The 19493-nt window shown below is 43.6% G+C and carries 24 protein-coding genes; 7 read left to right on the top strand and 17 right to left on the bottom strand.

Annotation, left to right across the window (positions count from 1 at the left end; all coding sequences use genetic code 11):
• Positions 1-186: 186 nt before the first annotated feature.
• From CUU64_RS05220 to CUU64_RS05180, 10 genes are all read right to left on the bottom strand, one after another.
• On the bottom strand, positions 187-1491 hold the full coding sequence (locus CUU64_RS05220) for a pyrimidine-nucleoside phosphorylase (protein WP_101632216.1): 1305 nt from the start codon (positions 1489-1491) through the stop codon (positions 187-189).
• A 41-nt stretch (positions 1492-1532) separates the two neighbouring features.
• A complete protein-coding gene (locus CUU64_RS05215; RefSeq protein WP_101632215.1) occupies positions 1533-2348 on the bottom strand; it encodes a purine-nucleoside phosphorylase in 816 nt (271 codons plus the stop codon).
• A gap of 13 nt (positions 2349-2361) precedes the next feature.
• Positions 2362-3549 (bottom strand): phosphopentomutase, encoded by a 1188-nt coding sequence (deoB, locus tag CUU64_RS05210; RefSeq protein WP_101632214.1) that lies wholly within the window; start codon positions 3547-3549, stop codon positions 2362-2364.
• 256 nt (positions 3550-3805) lie between these two features.
• Entirely contained in the window at positions 3806-4699 is an 894-nt protein-coding gene (xerD, locus tag CUU64_RS05205) for a site-specific tyrosine recombinase XerD (RefSeq protein WP_101632213.1), read from the bottom strand.
• 5 nt (positions 4700-4704) lie between these two features.
• Positions 4705-4932, bottom strand: a complete 228-nt coding sequence (locus CUU64_RS05200; protein ID WP_101632212.1) for a YqzK family protein — start codon at positions 4930-4932, stop codon at positions 4705-4707.
• Between the two features lie 174 nt (positions 4933-5106).
• Entirely contained in the window at positions 5107-5565 is a 459-nt protein-coding gene (gene fur / locus CUU64_RS05195; RefSeq protein ID WP_101632211.1) for a ferric iron uptake transcriptional regulator, read from the bottom strand.
• Positions 5566-6072: 507 nt separating this feature from the next.
• Positions 6073-6720, bottom strand: coding sequence for a stage II sporulation protein M (spoIIM, locus tag CUU64_RS05190; RefSeq protein ID WP_101632210.1), 648 nt, complete (start codon positions 6718-6720; stop codon positions 6073-6075).
• Between the two features lie 210 nt (positions 6721-6930).
• Positions 6931-7095 carry a hypothetical protein gene (locus CUU64_RS21860; protein WP_180954467.1) on the bottom strand — a complete coding sequence of 55 codons (165 nt, stop codon included), beginning with the start codon at positions 7093-7095 and terminating at the stop codon, positions 6931-6933.
• Between the two features lie 145 nt (positions 7096-7240).
• Positions 7241-8413 (bottom strand): endonuclease Q family protein, encoded by a 1173-nt coding sequence (locus tag CUU64_RS05185; RefSeq protein ID WP_101632209.1) that lies wholly within the window; start codon positions 8411-8413, stop codon positions 7241-7243.
• Positions 8414-8965 carry an NUDIX hydrolase gene (locus CUU64_RS05180; RefSeq protein ID WP_101632208.1) on the bottom strand — a complete coding sequence of 184 codons (552 nt, stop codon included), beginning with the start codon at positions 8963-8965 and terminating at the stop codon, positions 8414-8416.
• A 126-nt stretch (positions 8966-9091) separates the two neighbouring features.
• Between CUU64_RS05180 and mciZ the strand changes: the two genes are divergently transcribed.
• Positions 9092-9253: a Z-ring formation inhibitor MciZ gene (gene mciZ / locus CUU64_RS05175; RefSeq protein ID WP_101632207.1), complete on the top strand. Its 162-nt coding sequence runs from the start codon at positions 9092-9094 to the stop codon at positions 9251-9253.
• A gap of 143 nt (positions 9254-9396) precedes the next feature.
• Positions 9397-10308 (top strand): aldo/keto reductase, encoded by a 912-nt coding sequence (locus CUU64_RS05170; protein ID WP_101632206.1) that lies wholly within the window; start codon positions 9397-9399, stop codon positions 10306-10308.
• Between the two features lie 226 nt (positions 10309-10534).
• On the opposite strand, the gene CUU64_RS05165 is transcribed toward CUU64_RS05170, so the two are convergent.
• Positions 10535-10798 carry a YqkE family protein gene (locus tag CUU64_RS05165; RefSeq protein ID WP_101632205.1) on the bottom strand — a complete coding sequence of 88 codons (264 nt, stop codon included), beginning with the start codon at positions 10796-10798 and terminating at the stop codon, positions 10535-10537.
• Positions 10799-10938: 140 nt separating this feature from the next.
• Between CUU64_RS05165 and CUU64_RS05160 the strand changes: the two genes are divergently transcribed.
• On the top strand, positions 10939-11871 hold the full coding sequence (locus CUU64_RS05160; RefSeq protein WP_101632204.1) for an alpha/beta hydrolase: 933 nt from the start codon (positions 10939-10941) through the stop codon (positions 11869-11871).
• A gap of 16 nt (positions 11872-11887) precedes the next feature.
• On the opposite strand, the gene CUU64_RS05155 is transcribed toward CUU64_RS05160, so the two are convergent.
• Positions 11888-12217, bottom strand: coding sequence for an iron-sulfur cluster biosynthesis family protein (locus tag CUU64_RS05155; RefSeq protein ID WP_101632203.1), 330 nt, complete (start codon positions 12215-12217; stop codon positions 11888-11890).
• A gap of 176 nt (positions 12218-12393) precedes the next feature.
• Between CUU64_RS05155 and CUU64_RS05150 the strand changes: the two genes are divergently transcribed.
• Positions 12394-12609: a CDGSH iron-sulfur domain-containing protein gene (locus tag CUU64_RS05150; RefSeq protein WP_101632202.1), complete on the top strand. Its 216-nt coding sequence runs from the start codon at positions 12394-12396 to the stop codon at positions 12607-12609.
• A gap of 85 nt (positions 12610-12694) precedes the next feature.
• Here CUU64_RS05150 and CUU64_RS05145 read toward each other — a convergent pair whose 3' ends face one another.
• Positions 12695-13036: a YolD-like family protein gene (locus CUU64_RS05145; RefSeq protein ID WP_101632201.1), complete on the bottom strand. Its 342-nt coding sequence runs from the start codon at positions 13034-13036 to the stop codon at positions 12695-12697.
• Positions 13037-13334: 298 nt separating this feature from the next.
• Entirely contained in the window at positions 13335-14594 is a 1260-nt protein-coding gene (locus tag CUU64_RS05140) for a Y-family DNA polymerase (protein ID WP_101632200.1), read from the bottom strand.
• Between the two features lie 368 nt (positions 14595-14962).
• On the opposite strand from CUU64_RS05140, the gene CUU64_RS22900 reads away from it, so the two are divergent.
• Positions 14963-15103: an NlpC/P60 family protein gene (locus CUU64_RS22900; protein ID WP_308302342.1), complete on the top strand. Its 141-nt coding sequence runs from the start codon at positions 14963-14965 to the stop codon at positions 15101-15103.
• Positions 15058-15207 carry an NlpC/P60 family protein gene (locus CUU64_RS05135; RefSeq protein ID WP_308302341.1) on the top strand — a complete coding sequence of 50 codons (150 nt, stop codon included), beginning with the start codon at positions 15058-15060 and terminating at the stop codon, positions 15205-15207. Before CUU64_RS22900 ends, CUU64_RS05135 begins: the two co-directional genes overlap by 46 nt.
• A 146-nt stretch (positions 15208-15353) precedes the next feature.
• Here the strand turns inward: CUU64_RS05135 and CUU64_RS05130 are convergent, their stop codons facing one another.
• The 3 genes from CUU64_RS05130 to CUU64_RS05120 all read right to left on the bottom strand — a co-directional run bounded on the left by CUU64_RS05130 (position 15354) and on the right by CUU64_RS05120 (position 17823).
• The gene (locus CUU64_RS05130; RefSeq protein WP_101632199.1) at positions 15354-15887 is read right to left on the bottom strand and encodes a DUF3221 domain-containing protein; all 534 of its coding nucleotides are present in this window, start codon (positions 15885-15887) and stop codon (positions 15354-15356) included.
• Between the two features lie 163 nt (positions 15888-16050).
• Positions 16051-16842 (bottom strand): SDR family NAD(P)-dependent oxidoreductase, encoded by a 792-nt coding sequence (locus tag CUU64_RS05125; protein ID WP_101632198.1) that lies wholly within the window; start codon positions 16840-16842, stop codon positions 16051-16053.
• 15 nt (positions 16843-16857) lie between these two features.
• Complete coding sequence (locus tag CUU64_RS05120; RefSeq protein WP_101632197.1) at positions 16858-17823, bottom strand: MBL fold metallo-hydrolase; 966 nt, start codon at positions 17821-17823, stop codon at positions 16858-16860.
• Positions 17824-18473: 650 nt separating this feature from the next.
• On the opposite strand from CUU64_RS05120, the gene proC reads away from it, so the two are divergent.
• Entirely contained in the window at positions 18474-19322 is an 849-nt protein-coding gene (proC, locus tag CUU64_RS05115) for a pyrroline-5-carboxylate reductase (protein ID WP_101632196.1), read from the top strand.
• Positions 19323-19493: the final 171 nt, after the last annotated feature.

Raw genomic sequence — 19493 nt, 5'->3', positions numbered from 1 at the left:
AGGCCTTAAAGAAATAATGAAGCCAAGAACGTATGAGAAAACGGCGGGGCTGATTTCTGGGTGGAAGGATGGGGTGCAAATAGGCAAAAAATAAGAATTTTGGCAGAGTTATCGAGTGTTCTGCTTTACGCAAAAAAAGCTGATTCAACCGGAGGTATCTCCGCTGAATCAGCTTTCATTAGGTCATTATGCCATGATTTCTTTATAAATTAGAGTTGGCTTTTCGACTCTCTCACTTGAAACCAGAATGTTTTGGTACAGTTTTTCCTTTACTTCTTCAACGTTTTCGAAATTACTGTAAATCGTAACTAAAGATTCACCTGCTTTCACTTCATCGCCAATTTTCTTCCGCAAAACCAGTCCTACCGCCAGGTCGATGACAGAATCCTTTGTCGCACGTCCTGCCCCAAGCAGCATGGCAGCCGTACCGACCTCGTCCGCTACGATTTCTGAAACAAACCCATCTTGTTTTGCTTGAAGCTCAAAGGTAAATTTTGCTTGAGGCAATCTAGAAGGATCATCTACAACAGCCGCGTCCCCTCCCTGGGCCTCAAGGAATACCTTGAAAGCACGCAAAGCTGAACCGTCTTGAATAGATTGTTCGAGTAAGGAGCGGGCCTCTGTCAGGCTTTTTGCCTTTTTGCCTAGCAGTACCATATGGCTTCCTAGTGTGAGAGATAACTCGGTCAGGTCTTGGGGGCCTTCTCCCTTAAGCGTATTGATTGCTTCTTCTACCTCGAGTGCGTTTCCTATTGCATAACCAAGCGGCTGGCTCATATCAGAGATCACAGCCATCGTGTTGCGGCCAACATTGTTTCCGATGTTTACCATCGCCCTGGCCAGCTCCTCCGAATCCTCAAGGGTTTTCATGAATGCCCCAGCACCTGTTTTAACATCAAGAACGATGGCATCCGCACCGGCAGCAATCTTCTTGCTCATAATGGAGCTTGCGATCAGTGCGATATTATCCACAGTAGCGGTTACATCGCGCAAGGCATAAAGCTTCTTATCCGCCGGCGTCAAATTCCCGCTTTGGCCAATGACAGCAAGCTTGTTTTGGTTTACCAAATCAATAAATTGTTCCTTTTCAATTTCAACATGGAAACCGGAAACGGACTCCAATTTATCAATGGTCCCTCCTGTATGGCCGAGGCCGCGGCCTGACATCTTGGCCACGGGTACACCTACGGCAGCAACAAGCGGGCCAAGCACCAGGGTAGTCGTATCACCAACTCCCCCGGTGCTGTGTTTATCCACCTTTATTCCCTCTATGGCGGATAGGTCTATTTGATCACCGGATTCAACCATTGCCATCGTTAAGTCGGCACGTTCCTTTTCCGTCATCCCCTTAAAAAAAATGGCCATCGAAAGGGCGCTCATTTGATAATCCGGGATGGAGCCATTCGTAAACCCCGCAATGATAAACTTGATTTCCTCCGCTGATAACTCCAAGCCGTCGCGTTTTTTTTCGATTAAATCAACCATTCTCATTTCAATCACCCTTTGTGGAGGTATTCACCCAATTTGTAATTTTAGATTTCGTGGACGATTTCTTTAATGAAGCTTAAAAAGCTGGATTTTACCTTTTCCGTGGTTTCAATCACTTCTTCATGGGAAAGCGGTTGATCGAGAATTCCAGCTGCCATGTTTGTGATGCAAGAAATACCTAGAACCTTGATTGCTGAGTGCCTTGCAACAATGACTTCCGGTACGGTTGACATTCCAACCGCATCTCCACCCAGTATTCTAGCCAGCTTTACTTCAGATGGAGTTTCATAGGTTGGTCCGGAATTTCCCACATAAACTCCTTCTTTTAAGTCAATATTCAATTTTTCTGCTACCCTTTTAGCAATAGCTTGCAAATTCCTGCTGTAGGCTTCCGACAGATCTGGAAAACGCGGGCCAAAACGCTCATCATTCGGCCCGATCAACGGATTTGTCCCAGTATTATTAATGTGGTCGGTGATGAGCATTAGATCACCGGCTTGAAAACTTTCATTTACGCCGCCTGCCGCATTCGTAACAATAAGCGTCTCGACACCGAGTAACTTCATTACCCGTACCGGAAACGTGACTTTATCCATAGAATAGCCCTCATAGAAATGGAACCTTCCCTGCATCGCCACAACCAATTTGCCACTAAGCTGCCCAATGACCAACTGGCCAGCATGGCCTTCAACTGTTGAAACCGGAAACTCTGGAATATCTTGATAAGGTATTTTCACTGGATTTTCAATCTCGTCAGCAAGCACACCCAGGCCGGATCCTAAAATCAGGCCTATTTCCGGCTGCTTGCCATTAAGCTTTCCTTCAATAAATGAAGCTGCAGTTTTTAATTTCTCAAACATATTATTTTTCTCCTTATTTCATATCTCCAAAAATGCTTTTGCCGAAAGAAGGCATTTTTACATTAAAATTGGCTGCAACAGTTGCCCCGACATCAGCGAAAGTGTCCCGGATAGGAATTTCTTTGCCCTCTCCAAAACGTTTGGAATACACAAGCAACGGCACATATTCACGTGTATGGTCCGTACCAGGATGAACTGGGTCGTTTCCATGGTCGGCAGTAATTATCAATAAATCTTCATCTGTTAATTTTCCTAGTACCTCAGGGATTCTGGCATCAAATTCCTCGAGTGCCTCGCCATATCCTTGTGGATCACGGCGATGGCCATATAAGGCATCGAAATCAACAAGATTCAAAAAGCTTAACCCGGTAAAGTTCATATCGATTGTTTGAAGCAGCTTCTCCATGCCATCCATATTGGAAACCGTCCGGAATGACTCTGTCACACCTTCACCATCATATATATCGGAGATTTTACCAATTGCCAGAATGTCATAGCCCGCATCCTTCAACTCATTCATGACCGTTCTGCCGAATGGCTTCAAAGCATAATCATGCCGGTTTGCAGTTCTCTTAAAGTTCCCTGGTTCACCGACAAATGGACGCGCGATGACGCGGCCAACCTTGAATTCATCAGCCATTGTGATCTCGCGCGCAATTTCACATATTTTATATAATTCTTCTAAAGGGACAATTTCTTCATGCGCGGCAATCTGCAGGACCGAGTCAGCAGACGTATATACAATCAACGCACCAGTCTCCATATGTGTCGCGCCAAGCTCTTCAATAATTTCCGTACCGCTTGCCGGCTTGTTGCCAATGATGCTTCTACCCGTTTTTCCCTGCAGTTCCTGAATCAGTAGTTCCGGAAATCCATTGGGGAATGTCTTGAACGGTGTGCTGATATTTAACCCCATAATCTCCCAATGTCCGGTCATCGTATCCTTCCCTCTGGAAGCCTCTTTCATCTTCGTATAATAGGCGGTTGGCTGAACGGCCTTTTCAATCCCTTTTATTTCACGGATATTACTGAGTCCCATTTTTCCTAGATTGGGCATATTCAATCCATTCATTTTCTCAGCGATATGCCCAAGGGTGTCGGAGCCCTCATCGCCAAATAAGTCGGCATCTGGCGCCTCCCCGATTCCAACAGAGTCCATCACAATTAAAAATATTCTTTTAAAACGAGAATTTTCCTGCATGTTTGTCCCTCCTATGTATTCAATTCTTCTTCTATAATGTTTCATTTTACCCCCAAAAAACCCAAATAACCTTTAAAACATATGTAAACTAACGAAAAGTCAGAAGTCTGACAACTATATTGTAAACAATTTAATTTCGTCGTGACAAATATAAATTGTGATTCAACGACAAAATAAATGTAAAAAGCTGGCCGAAAAGACAATTTTAATTACTCACTCTTTTGCCAGCTGCTTTACGGTCTATTAATCTATTGTTTCAGGCACGTGGATGGAACTTAGAATACACTTCCTTCAACCGAACATTTGTCACGTGCGTGTAGATCTGGGTTGTTGAGATATCCGCATGGCCAAGCATTTCTTGTACGGCGCGAAGGTCTGCGCCATTCATCAATAAATGGGTTGCGAACGAATGTCTTAACGTATGAGGGGTCAGTTCTTTTTCAATACGTGCGTCCTTGGCCAGCTTTTTTAAAATTTTCCAAAAGCCTTGCCTGGTTAGCCTGTTTCCATGATGATTTAAAAAAAGGGACTCGGTCTTTTTGCTGCCTGAAGCAAACTTTCCCCTGCCCTTATTTAAATACTGTTCGATTGCATGTAATGCCGTTTTCCCAATTGGAATGATCCGTTCCTTATTTCCTTTTCCTATGCAGCGTACAAATCCCATTGTTGCATGTATGTCACCAACATCCAGGTTAATAAGCTCGCTGACCCGCATGCCTGTCGCATAAAGGAGTTCGAGCATTGCTTTATCCCTCAAACCATACTCATCCTTCAATTTAGGTGCCTCAAGCAAAGCTTCAACCTCCTCCATGCTTAACACCTTTGGAAGGCTCCGCTCTGCCTGCGGCGTTTCGATATGAACCGATGGGTCTTGGTCACACACTTTTTCCCGAATCAGAAATTGATGAAAGGACCTGATGGATGCGATATGGCGTGCGAGCGTTTTTGACGATTTCCCCTGGTCCTTTAAATGAGATAAAAAATGGATGATATGCACCCGCCTGCATTCATTCCAGGAGGTGAGCTGCTCCACATTCCTTGAATAGGCCATATAGGATTTTAAATCACGCTCATAAGAAATTAACGTATTTTTTGCCAAACCCTTTTCCACCGTTAAAAAATGAATAAAATCTCTTAATTGGTCTTCCATTAACATTACTCCCCATTTAGATACAGAAGCATCAATCGGTCAAACCAGGAATCACTGCTGGATTCCACAGCTTTTGTTACCTTTATTGCCGCTCCCTTAGGCTCTTCATACCGATGATAGTTTTCATACTCTCTGTTCAACCATATCATTCCGATGTAAAAAAGAACAGTAAAGCCCACGAAGAGAATGAAAACTTTCACTGTGTGGACTACTGCCTTAAAAGGAGAACTCATCTTTTTCCCTCCCTATTTCTGGTATTCCGATATTTATACTGTTTCGTGCGTACCTTCTCTTCTTTCAATCTATGCCAGCTCGGACAAGATTTATACATACTACCGAAAGAAATGGAGTAAGAAAAAGATGATTATATAAATAAAAACCTCTTCCGCATGGAAAAGGTTATGTAATCATTCATCGTCATCCTGTATTTTTTCCTGGCATCTGTGGCAGATCCCATGGAATGTTAATCGATGGTCCTTTATCTTGAAGTTCCAATCCCGTTCCACGATGGCCTCCACGTCTTCAAGCAGGTCATCTTGAATTTCATCAACCGCACCGCATTCGATGCACACTAGATGGTGGTGGAAGTGGGCGGCTCCTTCCTGCCTTAAATCGTATCGGGACACTCCATCTCCAAAATTTATTTTATCTACTATTTTTAATTCGGTAAGCAATTCTAGTGTACGATATACAGTTGCCAAACCTATTTCCGGCGACTTTTCTTTGACAAGGAGGTAAACGTCTTCTGCGCTTAGGTGATCCTCTTCATGCTCAAGTAAAACGCGGACGGTTGCTTCCCGCTGGGGTGTGAGTTTATAGCTTGACGAGTGCAACTGTTTCTTTATTCTATCAATTCTGCTTTCCATACCTTTTCCCTCCCGCGCCACTATCTATATTATTATAACAAAAGAGGGAAAACTGTCAAAATACAATTGTTACAACGTTAGAAAACTCGCCGATTGGCAAGCCTTGTAAAGGCGAAGTCACACGGGTAGTTAGGCGCACAGGACAAGGAAGGCTTCGGCAGCATTATATCGCAGAAATAAAGCAGTAGCTTTGTGAGGATCTGGGTCAAACAGGCGAAGACATGGGGATGTGGCGTTATTAGCCTGTGTTCTACTTTATTCCTAAACTTGGCGCCGCTACGTCGTCTAACACCAGAGCTGCCAAGTTATATTTTTCTTATAGTAAAAAAAAACATTTTTAGGTAAAGAATATCGACTAACCCCGCTACAGCATGCAGCATCGTTCACGTCACCAGATAATGTTTTCGGCGAAAGTTTTCTCAGTCAAAAAATCTTTGATTTTTGTGATGAGACCCTCGAAAAGCTGAATTTCTCGTGCGATGCAACGCTCATGTTGTCCTCTGAAACCTATTTCCCAAGGAAGCTGACAACACTTTTCATGAGAGCCGGTGACATGTATGCCTCAATCGCTCCTGCTGCCGAAAGGAATACGATAGAAACGGCAAGGGACAAGATGTATCGCGAAATGATAGGCTTTAACGGCTCACGTACCTGTTTTAATAAAACCCTGCGGATCATTTTTATCGATAACGACACAGACATTGCCGCAATGATAATAAAAATGGGGACGATAAAAATATTTTGCGGAAGGATGGAAACGAACGCTAGTAAAAAGCCGTTCCATCCCATCTGGTTGACCAGGAATCCCACCGTAAAACCCACGACCATACCTTTTAAAAAAAGTAAAACGAGAATAACCGGCAAACCAATGATAGAGATTCCTAATATCCAAATGAACCCGATATATTTTACATTATGAGCTAGGCTTGTCATAAACATTTCATGATCCGAGGCTACTTTCCCTTGTGAAACCTGTCCGAAAAAACGGGACAGATAATAAAATAAATCCTCTTTTTGCGTAAAGCTTAGACTATTTACCAGCACGGCCCCAAATATGACACCCATTAAAAACAACACGGTTATGAAAACATATAATGAGGAATGTTCGGTGATATGTTTTTTTGCAGCATTTTGTATGGCAGACCTTTTTTTCATCTTATATCCTCCCGCTTGTCATTACTAGATTCTATGTTTAGGAGGGCTATTTATGACTATCATTTTGGTTACAAGATTTATAGAGCTGAAAAATCTGCGCACACAATTTCACCGCGAAGAAAGGGATGTTTTCATCGGTTCCACTGGGTATGACAACAACAGAAGGCAGCCCGGTCATAGGCTGCCCTCTTTTACAATTACGAGATTCTCTTATGTTCTCGCCATTAAATTGTCCCCATCAATCATATCTTCACCGGTTTGATCCGTTGATGTTCCACGCTGGACATGTGCATTATTCAATTCTTCTCGATTAAATACATCATTCCGAATAGCTCCTGCACTCTTTTTAGGTGTGTTGCCCTGTTGCTCTTTCATATCACCAGCTCCTTGTACAGATTTTCTTGCTTTTTTATTTTTTGTTTTAACAACCAGGCTTAAACAAAGAAAAAAACTGTTTGACAAAAAGCTGGCAAGTTTATTTTAGTTTTTGGATAAATCCGTCCGGTCCACAATCCGGTTCTTATTCTGCTGTAACTCTTCCGTATCTTCCGCCTCCACCCTCTTTGAATGCCATCTTGCCTGTTCTTGCTAAATCGATAAAGCCGGCAATTTTTTCTGGCACGACTTGCTTCAGTTTCTCCAGACTTACACGGTGGAGTATATTCATTTCTGTTCCAAAGGCATCCAGCAGCCGCTCCATTGATTTCGGCCCTAATCCAGGGATGAACTCTAGCGGCACTTGATGGATATAAGGGGGGCGCTCCCTTTTTTCTACTAAAGAAGCCGAATCTGAAAGTTCCTTGATCCGACTGGAAACACCTTTGACGAACTTTTCGCTTCCACATTCCGGACAGATTCCGTCCGCCTTGTCAACCGGATGTAAACATGCCTGGCAAACGGTGCGATGGTACTTGCCCAGTCGAGGATTTAAGCCAAAGTTAGCAGCGATCTTCCTGCGGTCTATTTCTTTTAATGCCTTTTCAAGCTCGCGGAAATTCGGTTTTTCAAGCTTCAACTCCTGATACTCCCTTGCAATTTTGTTTAGGGAGTGCGCATCGGAATTTGTTAAAAATGTAAAACGGTTCAACTCGTCTATGTTCTGGGCCATTTCCGTATCCGCACTAAGCCCGAGCTCAATTCCGTCAATAAGATTGGGATCAAATACCTCTTCAAGGCTCTTGGTGACACCCTTTCCATACAGGCTTTTAAAAGGAGTGAAAACATGCGCAGGAATAAAAAGGCCACTATGCTGCTTCACTTTCTGCTGTAGCGTTTTTGCATCACAGTAAATCCTTTGGGAGCTCAAATTGATGTTCGTAACAAAGCCGCTCATCCATCTTGAAAAATCCTTTATGCCAGAAAGTGTCGGAAAATAGGCCAGCACATGGATTGGCCCCTTGCAGTTATTATCATAAATTTCAATTTCAGATCCAGGTATGAACGCGGTTGTCCCATAATGAAGGCCGCCTTCCGTATCCTCCGTGACGTCGCCCTTTGAAATCAACTGCTCGATTTCTTCTATCACTTCCGGTGAATGGCAATCAATGACCCCGACCATATCAAGTCCCTTTTGTTCATGCGATACCTTAAGCAATTTCTCGAGAGTTAATGTTTTTGCACCTGTAATTTTTACAGCCTTTCCTGTCTTGGTTCTGCCGATATGAATATGTAAATCGGCATAATAAAAATTCATTTAATATCCCAGCGCCTTTCTAAGCTGCAAATATTGAACGGCATAAGCGGTCTTTGCGTCCCGGATTTTTCCTTCCTCCATATATTGCTCTGCCTCTTCAAGCGAAAGTTCATACACCTCGACAAATTCGTCTTCATCAACACTAGCTGCGTTTTGTTTTTTTTGGATGCCTCGCGCAAAATATAGATGGACAATTTCATCGGCAAAGCCCGGTGACGTATAAAAAGAAGTGATGTGCTGCATGCTTTCACAACCATATCCAGTTTCTTCCTCAAGCTCGCGGCACGCAGAATCAACCGGATCTTCCCCTTTTTCAAGCTTTCCTGCTGGTATTTCAACAAGGCTGCGTTCCAATGCTTTTCTATACTGCTCAACCATTACGATCTTATTTTCATTTGTTACTGCAATGACAGCGACCGCTCCGGGATGCTTGATGATCTCCCGTTTGCTTCTGTTTCCGTCAGGAAGCTCCACTTCATCAACCTGCAGACTGATCACTTTTCCTTCAAATATTTTTTCTGACGATAGGGTTTTTTCCTCAAATTTCTTCATTTGTACCCTCCCTGTTCTAATGTAAGGATATTTGTTCATACATTTTACCATAATACTGAGGAACTTCACCGCGTGAGGCATCTTGTTGGCTGATATGTTTATTTAATATATTGGGAGGTCATGTTTGTGAAGGTATATGTGTTCGATAATGGGATCATAATGGCCGGCAAGGCTTGGGAAATCAAGCAAAAGCTTAAACAATTCGAGACAAAGTATACTTATGTAAATGATTGGGTCCGCGACGTAAATGGACACACACTGTTGCCAATATTAAAGCGGATAAAATAATTCCGGCTGCGGGATCTAAAACCGAATTTGTTTGTTCAAGAAATTAGTTATTCAAGCCATCAGGCAGAAGGCTGTATCCTTTGTGCTGGAGCCCTTCCTGCTATACAATGATATAAAATCCAGCACGAAAGGGAGCGAAACGTTTGAAAAAAAGAAAACTGGGCAATTCCAATTTGTCCGTTTCGGAAATTGGCTTGGGATGCATGTCTCTTGGAACGGATGAGAAACAAGCAGCTACTATCATCAACGCCGCCTTGGACGAAGGGATCAATTACTTCGATACAGCAGATTTATACGATTTCGGCCGTAATGAAGAAATTGTCGGCAAAACCCTTAAATCAGTCCGGGATCAGGTCGTCATTGCCACAAAGGTTGGTAACCGCTGGAACGAATCAAAAGACGGTTGGGGCTGGGATCCGTCGGCCGAGTACATAAAGAACGCAGTTAAAGATAGCCTGAAGCGGCTAGAGACAGATTATATCGACCTGTATCAGCTTCACGGCGGAACATCGGACGACAATATAGAAGAAACCATCGGTGCGTTTGAAGACTTGAAGAAAGAGGGATTAATCCGCTATTACGGAATTTCTTCCATTCGTCCAAACGTCATCAAACAATATGCAAAAAAATCATCGATCGTTTCGGTAATGATGCAGTATAGCCTGCTTGACCGGCGCCCGGAGGAATGGATGCCGCTTCTAATGGAAAACAATATCCACGTCATTGCCAGAGGCCCTATAGCTAAAGGTGTTCTTAGCGATAAAATGCTTGAAAAAGCTAACAAAGAGAATGGCTATTTAGATTATAGCTATGAAGATCTCAAGGATTTATTGCTTGCATTGAAGGACAGGCTTGCTCCTAGGCGTTTGAACGAGACTGCGATCCAGTATGTCTTATCACATCCGGCTGTGGGGGCAGTTATCCCTGGGGCAAGTTCAATTGAACAACTCCGAGAAAATTGCCGCGCTACAAGCGCTAAGCCGCTTTCCGAAGAAGAATTGACCCTGCTGAAAAAGCTGACAAAAGCGGGCGTTTATGAGGCACACCGGGAATAACGTGCAAATAAGGGAACCATTCCATTTCCTACGTAGGTAGATGGTTCCCTTATTGTAATAAAAGAATGTATAAAATTTGCAACATACATGAATGTCTAAGCTTGACGTACAAGCACTACTAACCGCGTTATTATAGAAACTGTAGCTTTGAGTCGACCAATTACAGCTCTGGCGTACCGGACGATTGATGCCGACGTTATTGTTACAGGGAGCATTACATTTATATTCACTTAAATTTTTTCCAATCCATTCCGCTTTCATTTAGCAATTCTTCAAAAGATTTATTTTTCTCTTTTAATCTTCGCTCTTCTTTTTTTCTAGCTTCCTCAGCGGCTTTTTTCTTCGCTTCCGCGTCAGAAAGCTGCTTTTGTGTTTCGCGAAGCCGGTCCATGATCTCCCCACCGAGAAGATCCCCAAGCTTCAACGAGTCATCTTCCTTTTTTGGTGATTGATAATGGCGATTACTATTTTTTTGCTGCTTCTTTTTCATTTTTATATCCTCCCCATTTACTTATCTTTATTATATCACGCATTGCCCTCACTTTTTGCAATTTGCCGCGGAAGGGTGTGCATCCAGCCTTCCATAAATGGTAAAATACAGAAACAACTTCATAGAAATGGAGGATTCACATGAAGAAATGGCTTGTTATTGCTGGGACCCTTTTTGCTTATATCGTTGCTGTAGGCATGTATTTCTCCCAAAGGATACTTTTCATGAAAAAGAAAGACGTAGAGTTGGTGCGGAACCGGGAAATCGCAGCCAATCGGTTTATCATTTCTGATTATGATAAGCTTCCAAAAGAAGAGATTTGGGTTTCATCCCCGTCTGGTTATCATTTAAAATGTGTCTTTGCCGAGCCCCACCACTCGAAAAAATGGATAATCATTTGCCACGGCGTTACGGAGAATAAAATCAATTCGATTAAATATATGAACATTTTTTTGCAGCGCGGGTTTAATGCTGTTATTTATGATCACCGTCGACATGGGGAATCCGGGGGCCTTACTAGCAGCTACGGCCATTTTGAAAAATTCGACCTAAAAGCAGTCGTAGATGAGTTAAAACGTAGAAAAGGCAATGATATCACCCTTGGAATCCACGGCGAATCAATGGGGGCCGCCACTGTTTTGCTTTACGCCGGGACAATCGAGGACGGGGCCGATTTTTATGTGGCGGACTGCCCTTTTTCAGATTTTGAAGCCCAGATCAAGCATCAGCTAAAAAGGGAGGTTCCGCTGCCAGCCTGGATGGTACTGCCGATCGGCGCTGCCTTTGTGAAGCTCCGCGGCGGTTTTCGAGTGAAGGACATATCGCCAATTTCCTTTATAAAAAACATAAAAAAGCCGGTATTGTTCATCCATAGCGAGCTTGACGATTTTATTCCAGCCTCTATGACAGAGGAGCTATACAAAGAAAAAGAAGGCCCCAAGCAGCTATTTATAGCTGCCAACGGCGCCCACGCCCATTCTTATAATGAAAACAGCCAGGAATATGAAAAAGTTATTGATAGTTTCCTGAACAAACTGGTTTTTCCACAACTCACCGAACAGACGGGCCATTGAAATGGCCCTCCCCTGATCACCCTTCCGTCCTGTCAAAAAAGCTCATACGCGGATTCAGAACCCCATTTGGGCTTTTCAGCTGAAAGGTGTTTACTTCAGGTACAAAATCAATTTTCATAGCTTCATCCATGAAAATCATTTTTGTTTTATCCAGAAAAACTGGCAGAAAGTTCGTCTCTATTTTTTCATGGTCGGGTTCATGGCTATCCGTAAATGAAAGGTTTGTTACTCCGTTCACGACACACCCGCATCCGTCCGTATCATAGTTTAACGTGATATGCCCCTGTTTTTCCTTGATTTTATCGGAAATTTTATTGATTGCTTGTTCAGTCCATTCTATTTTCATTGTGCGATTCCCTTTCTATTTCGCGTACTAGTATCGGAGAATCTTATTATACCGAACGACTTTCATCCTGTTAACTTTTTTGATTACCGCTTATTTTTTAGAAAATATTTGAAAATGAATACTTCTGCGATTAGGATAATAATGTGTGATATAAGCATAATGAGGAGGAATTTAGGATGTCGAAGGTTCAAATCAAAGTAAATGATAATGGTTCGCTGAGGATTACAGGAGATGTCGAGCTGCTCGATGGGGAGGGCAACGTTTTTCAAACGAAGCCAACTTTCTCTTTATGCCGCTGCGGTTTGTCCCAAAACAAGCCATTCTGTGACGGCTCACATAAAGGCAAGTTTGAGTCAAAGGTCCGCGTTATCAAAGAAGACGGACAAGAATAATGGTACTTGCAAAAACGTGCATCTCGCAAGGAAACTCGCCAACGTCGGCGAGTTTTCTTAAGGACGTGCTGCTCACCACAGGGTCCTACATTACGTCTCCTGCAGAGCGCACATCAACAATGTCAGAGATACGGACATAATGGGGCTCGTCGAACCGATCTACAACATGTAGCTTTTGCTGTACCTCATTATAATAATGGATCGTGCCAATCAATAGCTGGTGCCGGCGGTTTTTATAGTAGGTGATCAAAACGGCTGAGCCGGTTTCCATGGCCTCGCCGATTGCCATATTCATTTCTTCCAGCTGCTGTTCGTCCAACTCCTTCCTTTCTTCATAGGTATCCTCCTCGGCCCAATCACGCAGCAGCTTTACGTGCTCAGGCAGCATCATTGATGTCCATTTGATGCGTCCCCGATCCCGAATCATTGGTTAAGTCCCTCCTTATTAGAAAAGCGGAAGCGCCCTTTTGTAATGAACGTCGACTAACTTCTGCCACGTGCTCGAAAAGCTATCGCTTTCCTTCGTGCGATGTATCGCTTCCGCAGTGTTCCTTGTCCTGTGGCAAACGTCAACGTCAGCACAAGGAAGGCTTCCAGGAATCACCACTTCGCAACCAAAAAAATCTTTGATTTTTTGGTGACATCCTGTGCAAGCTCGACAAGTGTATTTCCGGCCAGTCCTGCACGCCGCAGGCCAATGCCCGCCAAATTTTAAATTCGCGCGCCTATGCCTTATGTCCGCCAACTAGCTTGGTCCGATGGAGAGCGGTTCCAGCCTCCGTGTAGGACACGGCCCTAAGCAGCGCCTTTGAACCATGCTTGCGGCGAATACCATCCACAGTATAACCCAGCTTCCTTCTTTTCCAGCGTAACGGGTCAAACAGCGTGAGCTGCATCTCATTATCATCGGTAATGTTTGAAAGTGTGATGGAAATGCTTCTGACTGTTTTGGGCATATAGTTTTCCTTAAACAGTTCAAGACATATCCTGTACACATCCATTGTAATATTTGTCGGCTCTTCAACTGACCTGGAGCGATGAAAGCCGCCGCCAAATTCCTCCTGGCTGTAACCGATCCCAAGGCTGACAGTGCGTCCCGCTTTCCGGTGGGCGCGCGCCCTCCTTGCCACCTCCTCGCACATTTCCAGGATCACGTGCTTTATTTCCGCTTCTTCTTTGTAATCCCGAAGCAAGATCTGGCTTTTTCCAAAGCTGATCTGCCCCTCCATAATCGGGGCGCCAATATCGGACATGTCTATGCCCCAGGCATGGTAATAAAGCTGGTTTCCCATAATCCCGAATTTGGCTTCGAGTTTTTCAAGGCTGTAGTTGGCTAATTGCCCCACGGTGAAAATGCCCATCCCATTCAGCGTTTTCTGCACCCGCCTGCCAATTCCCCACATTTCACTAAGCGGTGAAATCGGCCAGAGCTTCGTCTTCACATCCTCGTATGTCCATTCGGCAATCCCCTTCTTTTTGGCCTCCAAATCAAGACAAAGCTTTGCCAAAAGCATGTTTGGCCCAATTCCGATCGCGCAGGGAAGCTGGAATTCACGTTCGATCTCATCCCTGATTTTTGCGGCAATGGTGCGGGCATCGCCCCACAAAGGGTGGGCGCCATCCACCTTCAAAAAACTTTCATCTACGCTGTACACGTGAATTGCTTCCTTTGGGACATAGCGATTAAACAGCCGGGTGATTTCAGTGGATATCCGCAAATAAGTGGCCATTTTAGGTTCCGCCAATATAATCCGGGGATCATCCGGAATCTCGAACATCCGCGACCCGGTTTTGATGCCGAAATCTTTTTTTAGCTTCGGGGATGCGGCCAGCACGACACTGCCGGAGCGGTCTTTGTTGGCGATGACAGCCAAATGGCATTCGAGGGGATCAAGGCCGAGCATGACAGCGGAACAGCTTGCATAGAAACTCTTCATGTCAATGCATAGAATCTGGTGCTTTGGCATCGTGGTGTAATCGACCATTGCGCCCCTCCTCTCCCTAGAATGTATGTTCGTTTTTATTATACCCATATCTTAATCGAATACACGTTCGTGTTCAATGGAAATTTCACTGCAAAATTCAACATTTTAACCTGATTTCCGCACAAATTCCATTTTTGGCTGAGATTATCTGAAGTTATTTTTGGAAAAATATTTCTTTTATTTAAACAAATACGATGAAATTACATGAAATGCGGCAACAATCAGAGGTTTGGCAAGAGGTCTTGTGATAATTCTATTTTTCTGTCTTTTGTAAAGAAAATGACACATAACGCAGATAAAAAACATTGTAGGATATTAATATAAGAGATTGATGGATGTACTAGGAGGACGAGTTGTATAATGAAAAAATGGATTGCCGCGACCGCTGTTGCTTTGACTGCTCCGGATTTATCTATTATGTATTCCAAAGCTCGCAGGGAATCACCTTGCCTACAACGTCCGTATCCTTGTATACAAATGTAGGATTAAAGTATCGGCACCATCTGTAGGGGACCTCGTATTTTTTGACACTTCTTCTAACAAATCAGGTGTATCCCATGTTGGAATTTACATCGGCAATAGACAATTCATTAGCGCCACTTCATCCAAATGAGTAACCATCGCATACCTTAATAATACATATTGGGGACCGCGTTATCTCGGTGCAAGGACCCTATAAAACTATAAAAAGTAAAAACAAAACAAGGGCAAAAATGTGTAAGAAACCGCCCCTGTTCCCTTTAAAAAGCTGAAAGCCTTTTACTCCTTATATAAAACTTTATATGATGTTTCATCCACCGTCACTGTGAAAGAGCTATCCAAATTGGAACGACTCATCATTTCCAGCTGGTAGGCCCGTTCATCAGCAAGATATGTCAGCTTCCAGACAAAAAAACGCTGGTTTTCCCCTTCCTGGATATTTGAGATTACGGAAGACACAACGTTCTGTTCTTGCAAGCTTTCGTCATCTTTCTGGATAATTATCAGCCTTGCATTTGCATGGCCTGGAAGCGATTCTTCCATTTCCCCTGCATACCAGACCTTAGCCTTCATCCCTATTTTCAAATCGCTTATTTTTAGTTTTTCGCCATTTGAATCTTTAATCGACGTGTTTTCTGATACTTTGTAATAGGTGGTTTTAATCAACACTTCTTTCGCATCAGCCACGTCAGTGATATATCCGGTTTCCCCTTTATTTATTTCTTCGTTATTCGTTCCGTGCCCGGGATCGCAGCCAGCTAATGCAAATGCCACACTAAAAATAGTCAGCAGCAACATAGCTTTTGTATTCATTTGCTTCCCTCCAACTCCCCCAATAGGCGAAAACTCTAAAACCATAAGAATTTCAAACAATACACTTGAAACATACACAAAAAACCAGATTTGGTAAAGAAAATCGTCCCTTTTTTAAAAGAGATGATACGAGAAATGATCCTATGCCATAGGGAACGGACTTCTATTTTTTAAAAAAGGCATTTTTCCCAACTGCTTCTACAGTTCTTGGAAATAAGGTGTAAAGGGTGCTCCCCAGATTCATCCATCCGGGCAGGTTGATTTCCCGTTTTTTCGTAAGCATGGCGGAAACAATTTTTTCTGCGACATAATCCGGTTTCAGCATGAATTTTTGGATATTCTTTACGTAAGTTCCGGATTGGTCCGCAATATCAAAAAAATTCGTAGCTATTGGCCCTGGATTAACGGTTGTTACAAACACATGCTCTCTTATCAGCTCGAGGCGGAGACTGTTTGAATAGCCCAATACAGCATGCTTGGTCGCCGAATAGACACTCGATTTCGGGGTAGCGATTTTGCCAGCCTGTGACGCAATGTTAATGATATGTCCATAGTTGCGTCGCACCATGGAGGGAATGACAGCCTGTGTGCATGAAATCAATCCAAGCACATTGACATCGAACATTGCTTTCACCTCTTCTGGGTCGGCCTCATGAGCTTCTTTAAAAACCCCAAAACCAGCATTGTTCACAAGCACATCAATTTCACCGGCAATTCTTGTAATCTCTTCAAATAGCGGTTTAATTTTTGCCGTGTCGGCTACATCAAGCTTAAACGCAAAGGCTTCTGTTTGGTAGCTGCCAGATATTTCGTCCTTCAATTGATTTAATTTATCGATGCTTCGTGCTAGAAGGACAACTCGCGCCCCTTCCTTTGCCGCCCGGAGGGCCGTCTCTCTTCCGATTCCCCCGGAAGCCCCCGTAATCACCACACATTTTCCTTGCAGCCTACCCATACAAATCCCACCTTATCATTGGCGAACAGAATAAAGAATGGTTCCTGACTTTTCTTCTGCTTTAATTTCTCCTAAATTCTCAAGATAATCAAGTTGCCCAACCGTTTCCGACAGCGTAAGGCCCAATTCCTTCTCATATACAGCAGGAAAGAGCCGCCTGCAAACCTCGAAGCCTGATAAGGCCTTTCCTTCAAGCATCTTTTTGACATTCATCGCACGAAGGTGCTGGCGTTCCCTCTGTTTTTTAATGACGCCCGGCACATCAAACACTTCGTTGCCATGGCCGGTATACAGCATAGAAATAGGGATGCCAAGCCATTTATTTAACGATTCATTGTATTGGAGCAGAGGCTTGGGCCGTTCCTCCCCCGGATGAATGGGAGGCTCCATCAACGGGTTAGGTGATATTTTTTCAAGCAGGTGATCCCCACCAATCATCACACCGTCTTTTTCCCGGTAGAACGAGATATGGCTCTGTGCATGACCTGGTGTTTCTATCACCTTCCAATCAGCGTGTGCCGGAACTGCATCCCCTTCGATGAGTCCAGACCTAAGAACGCGTGGGCTGACATATTTCGCAGAGCGCCGGATTTGGGCAATCATCTTCTTATAATCCTCAGGAACCCCGAGCTTACGTGCAAAATCGAGGTAAAAACGCTCGTGTTCCTCAATAAATTCATCGGTCATCAGAAGAAACCTTTGGTTATTCGGATGGCCATATACCGGAACATCCTGTGAAAAAAGTCCAAGGCCTCCTGCGTGGTCGGGGTGGTGATGAGTTAACACAATTTGCTCAATATCTTCCAACCTCAATCCAACCTGCCCCAAGCCCCGTATCAGCGCTTCTTTTCCTTGCTCTGTGCTTAGGCCAGTATCAATCAATGTCAAAGCATCTCCTTTTAAGAGATAAACATTTACATCTCCTACCGGAAAAGGTGTCGGCAAGGAGATTTTTGCAACGCCATTGTTCCATTCTGTCATTTTTCTGCCACCTTGAATGTTATATTTATATAAAGTAAAACTCGCATAAGGATGGTTCATGCCGTCGTGATGTTTAATTGAACCATTCGGACATTGACTGGCAGTTATCCCCCACTTTAGATTTCTTTATGCTTATTAAATGTTTGTGTTGGAGGGTTGCTACCTGTTCATGCAGGATATTTTCTTTTCTTAACCTTTGGAAAGCCGGGAATAAAAACAAGTACAAAACATTTTATTTATACATATATTACCTCTAAGAAAGTTGGTTGTCATTATTTTCACATAGTTTGGAATTATTTTTTTGACTTTTCTAACAATCCTTTGTTGACATGAGACCTGTCCTTACCTCATAATCACTAGTAAAATTAAAACGGCATGGCAATGAATAAGACCAGTAAATACCCTATGGCTAAAGAGAGTGAAGCCCATCGGCTGAAAGGCTTCACAGTTCCGTTAGGATATTGAACCTACCTTATGAGCCTTCAGGAAAACCTGGCGTCCGACCGGCGGTAACGGTTACAAGAGTTGTATCTTTCCATATTAAAAGGAAGATGAACAAAGGTGGTACCACGGAAGCTAAGGCCTTTCGTCCTTTATTTGGATGAAGGGTCTTTTTTGATTTTAATCGTTTTACATAGGGAGGAATTTTTATGAGAAAGATTGCATTTATTGGTGCAGGATCGATGGCAGAAGCCATCATATCAGGAATGGTTGCGAAAGATATTGTCAAACCGAAAGAAATTTATATAACAAACAGGAGCGATAAAGATAGACTTGCTTTTTTGCAAAGCCGGTATGGGGTGTCTATTTCGGAATCATTAGAAACGCTGCTTAAGGATGCCGATATTGTATTCCTTGCCGTAAAGCCAAAGGATATTCTTGGAGCAATGGAGGCGGCGAAGCCTTTTATCAGCGAACAAATGCTGCTTATATCAGTAGCCGCGGGCGTTCACACCGCAAGCCTGGAGGGCCTAATCAGCAAGAAGGTTTCTATTATCCGTGCGATGCCAAATACATCGGCGGCTGTAGGAGAATCTGCAACAGCTATTGCCGGCAATCAACATGCAAGTGAGCATGATCTTGATCTGGCCCAAGAGCTTTTTGAAACAATTGGGACTGTCACTACCGTCAAAGAAGATCAGCTGGATGCGGTAACCGGATTATCAGGCAGCGGTCCGGCCTATATTTACTATCTGGTGGAAGCAATGGAAAAATCGTCGCTGACAATCGGGCTGGACGCGGAGACTGCCAAGCAATTGATTATCCAGACGTTGATCGGTGCAGCGGCAATGTTGAGCCAATCTGATAAGTCCCCGGCTGTTCTCCGCAAAGAGGTTACGTCCCCGGGAGGAACAACGGAAGCTGGTCTTAATGTCTTGGAGGATAGCGGTGTTCAAGCAGCAGTTATTTCCTGCATTCAAGAGGCAGCCATGCAATCTAAAAAATTGGGACGGCAAATCAGCGATGAGCTAGCCGAAAGCTTATTAAACGCAAGATAAAGCTTAACATGGCCTGAAAGGATTCTGCGTCCGAACGTATTACCGTGTTGGGGGCACGCGCCCAACAGGTAATGCATTAGAGTATAAGGCGAACCAATCAGATTTATAGTAGTCAGTTACAATGATTGATATACTAACCTTGTATTTGAATCCAAAGATGCAAGGAGAGTG

Source organism: Bacillus sp. V5-8f (genome assembly GCF_002863565.1).
Lineage (GTDB): Bacteria > Bacillota > Bacilli > Bacillales > DSM-1321 > Peribacillus.
The sequence above is the reverse complement of the archived record's forward strand: the minus strand, read 5'-3'. Positions and strand labels throughout refer to the sequence as shown.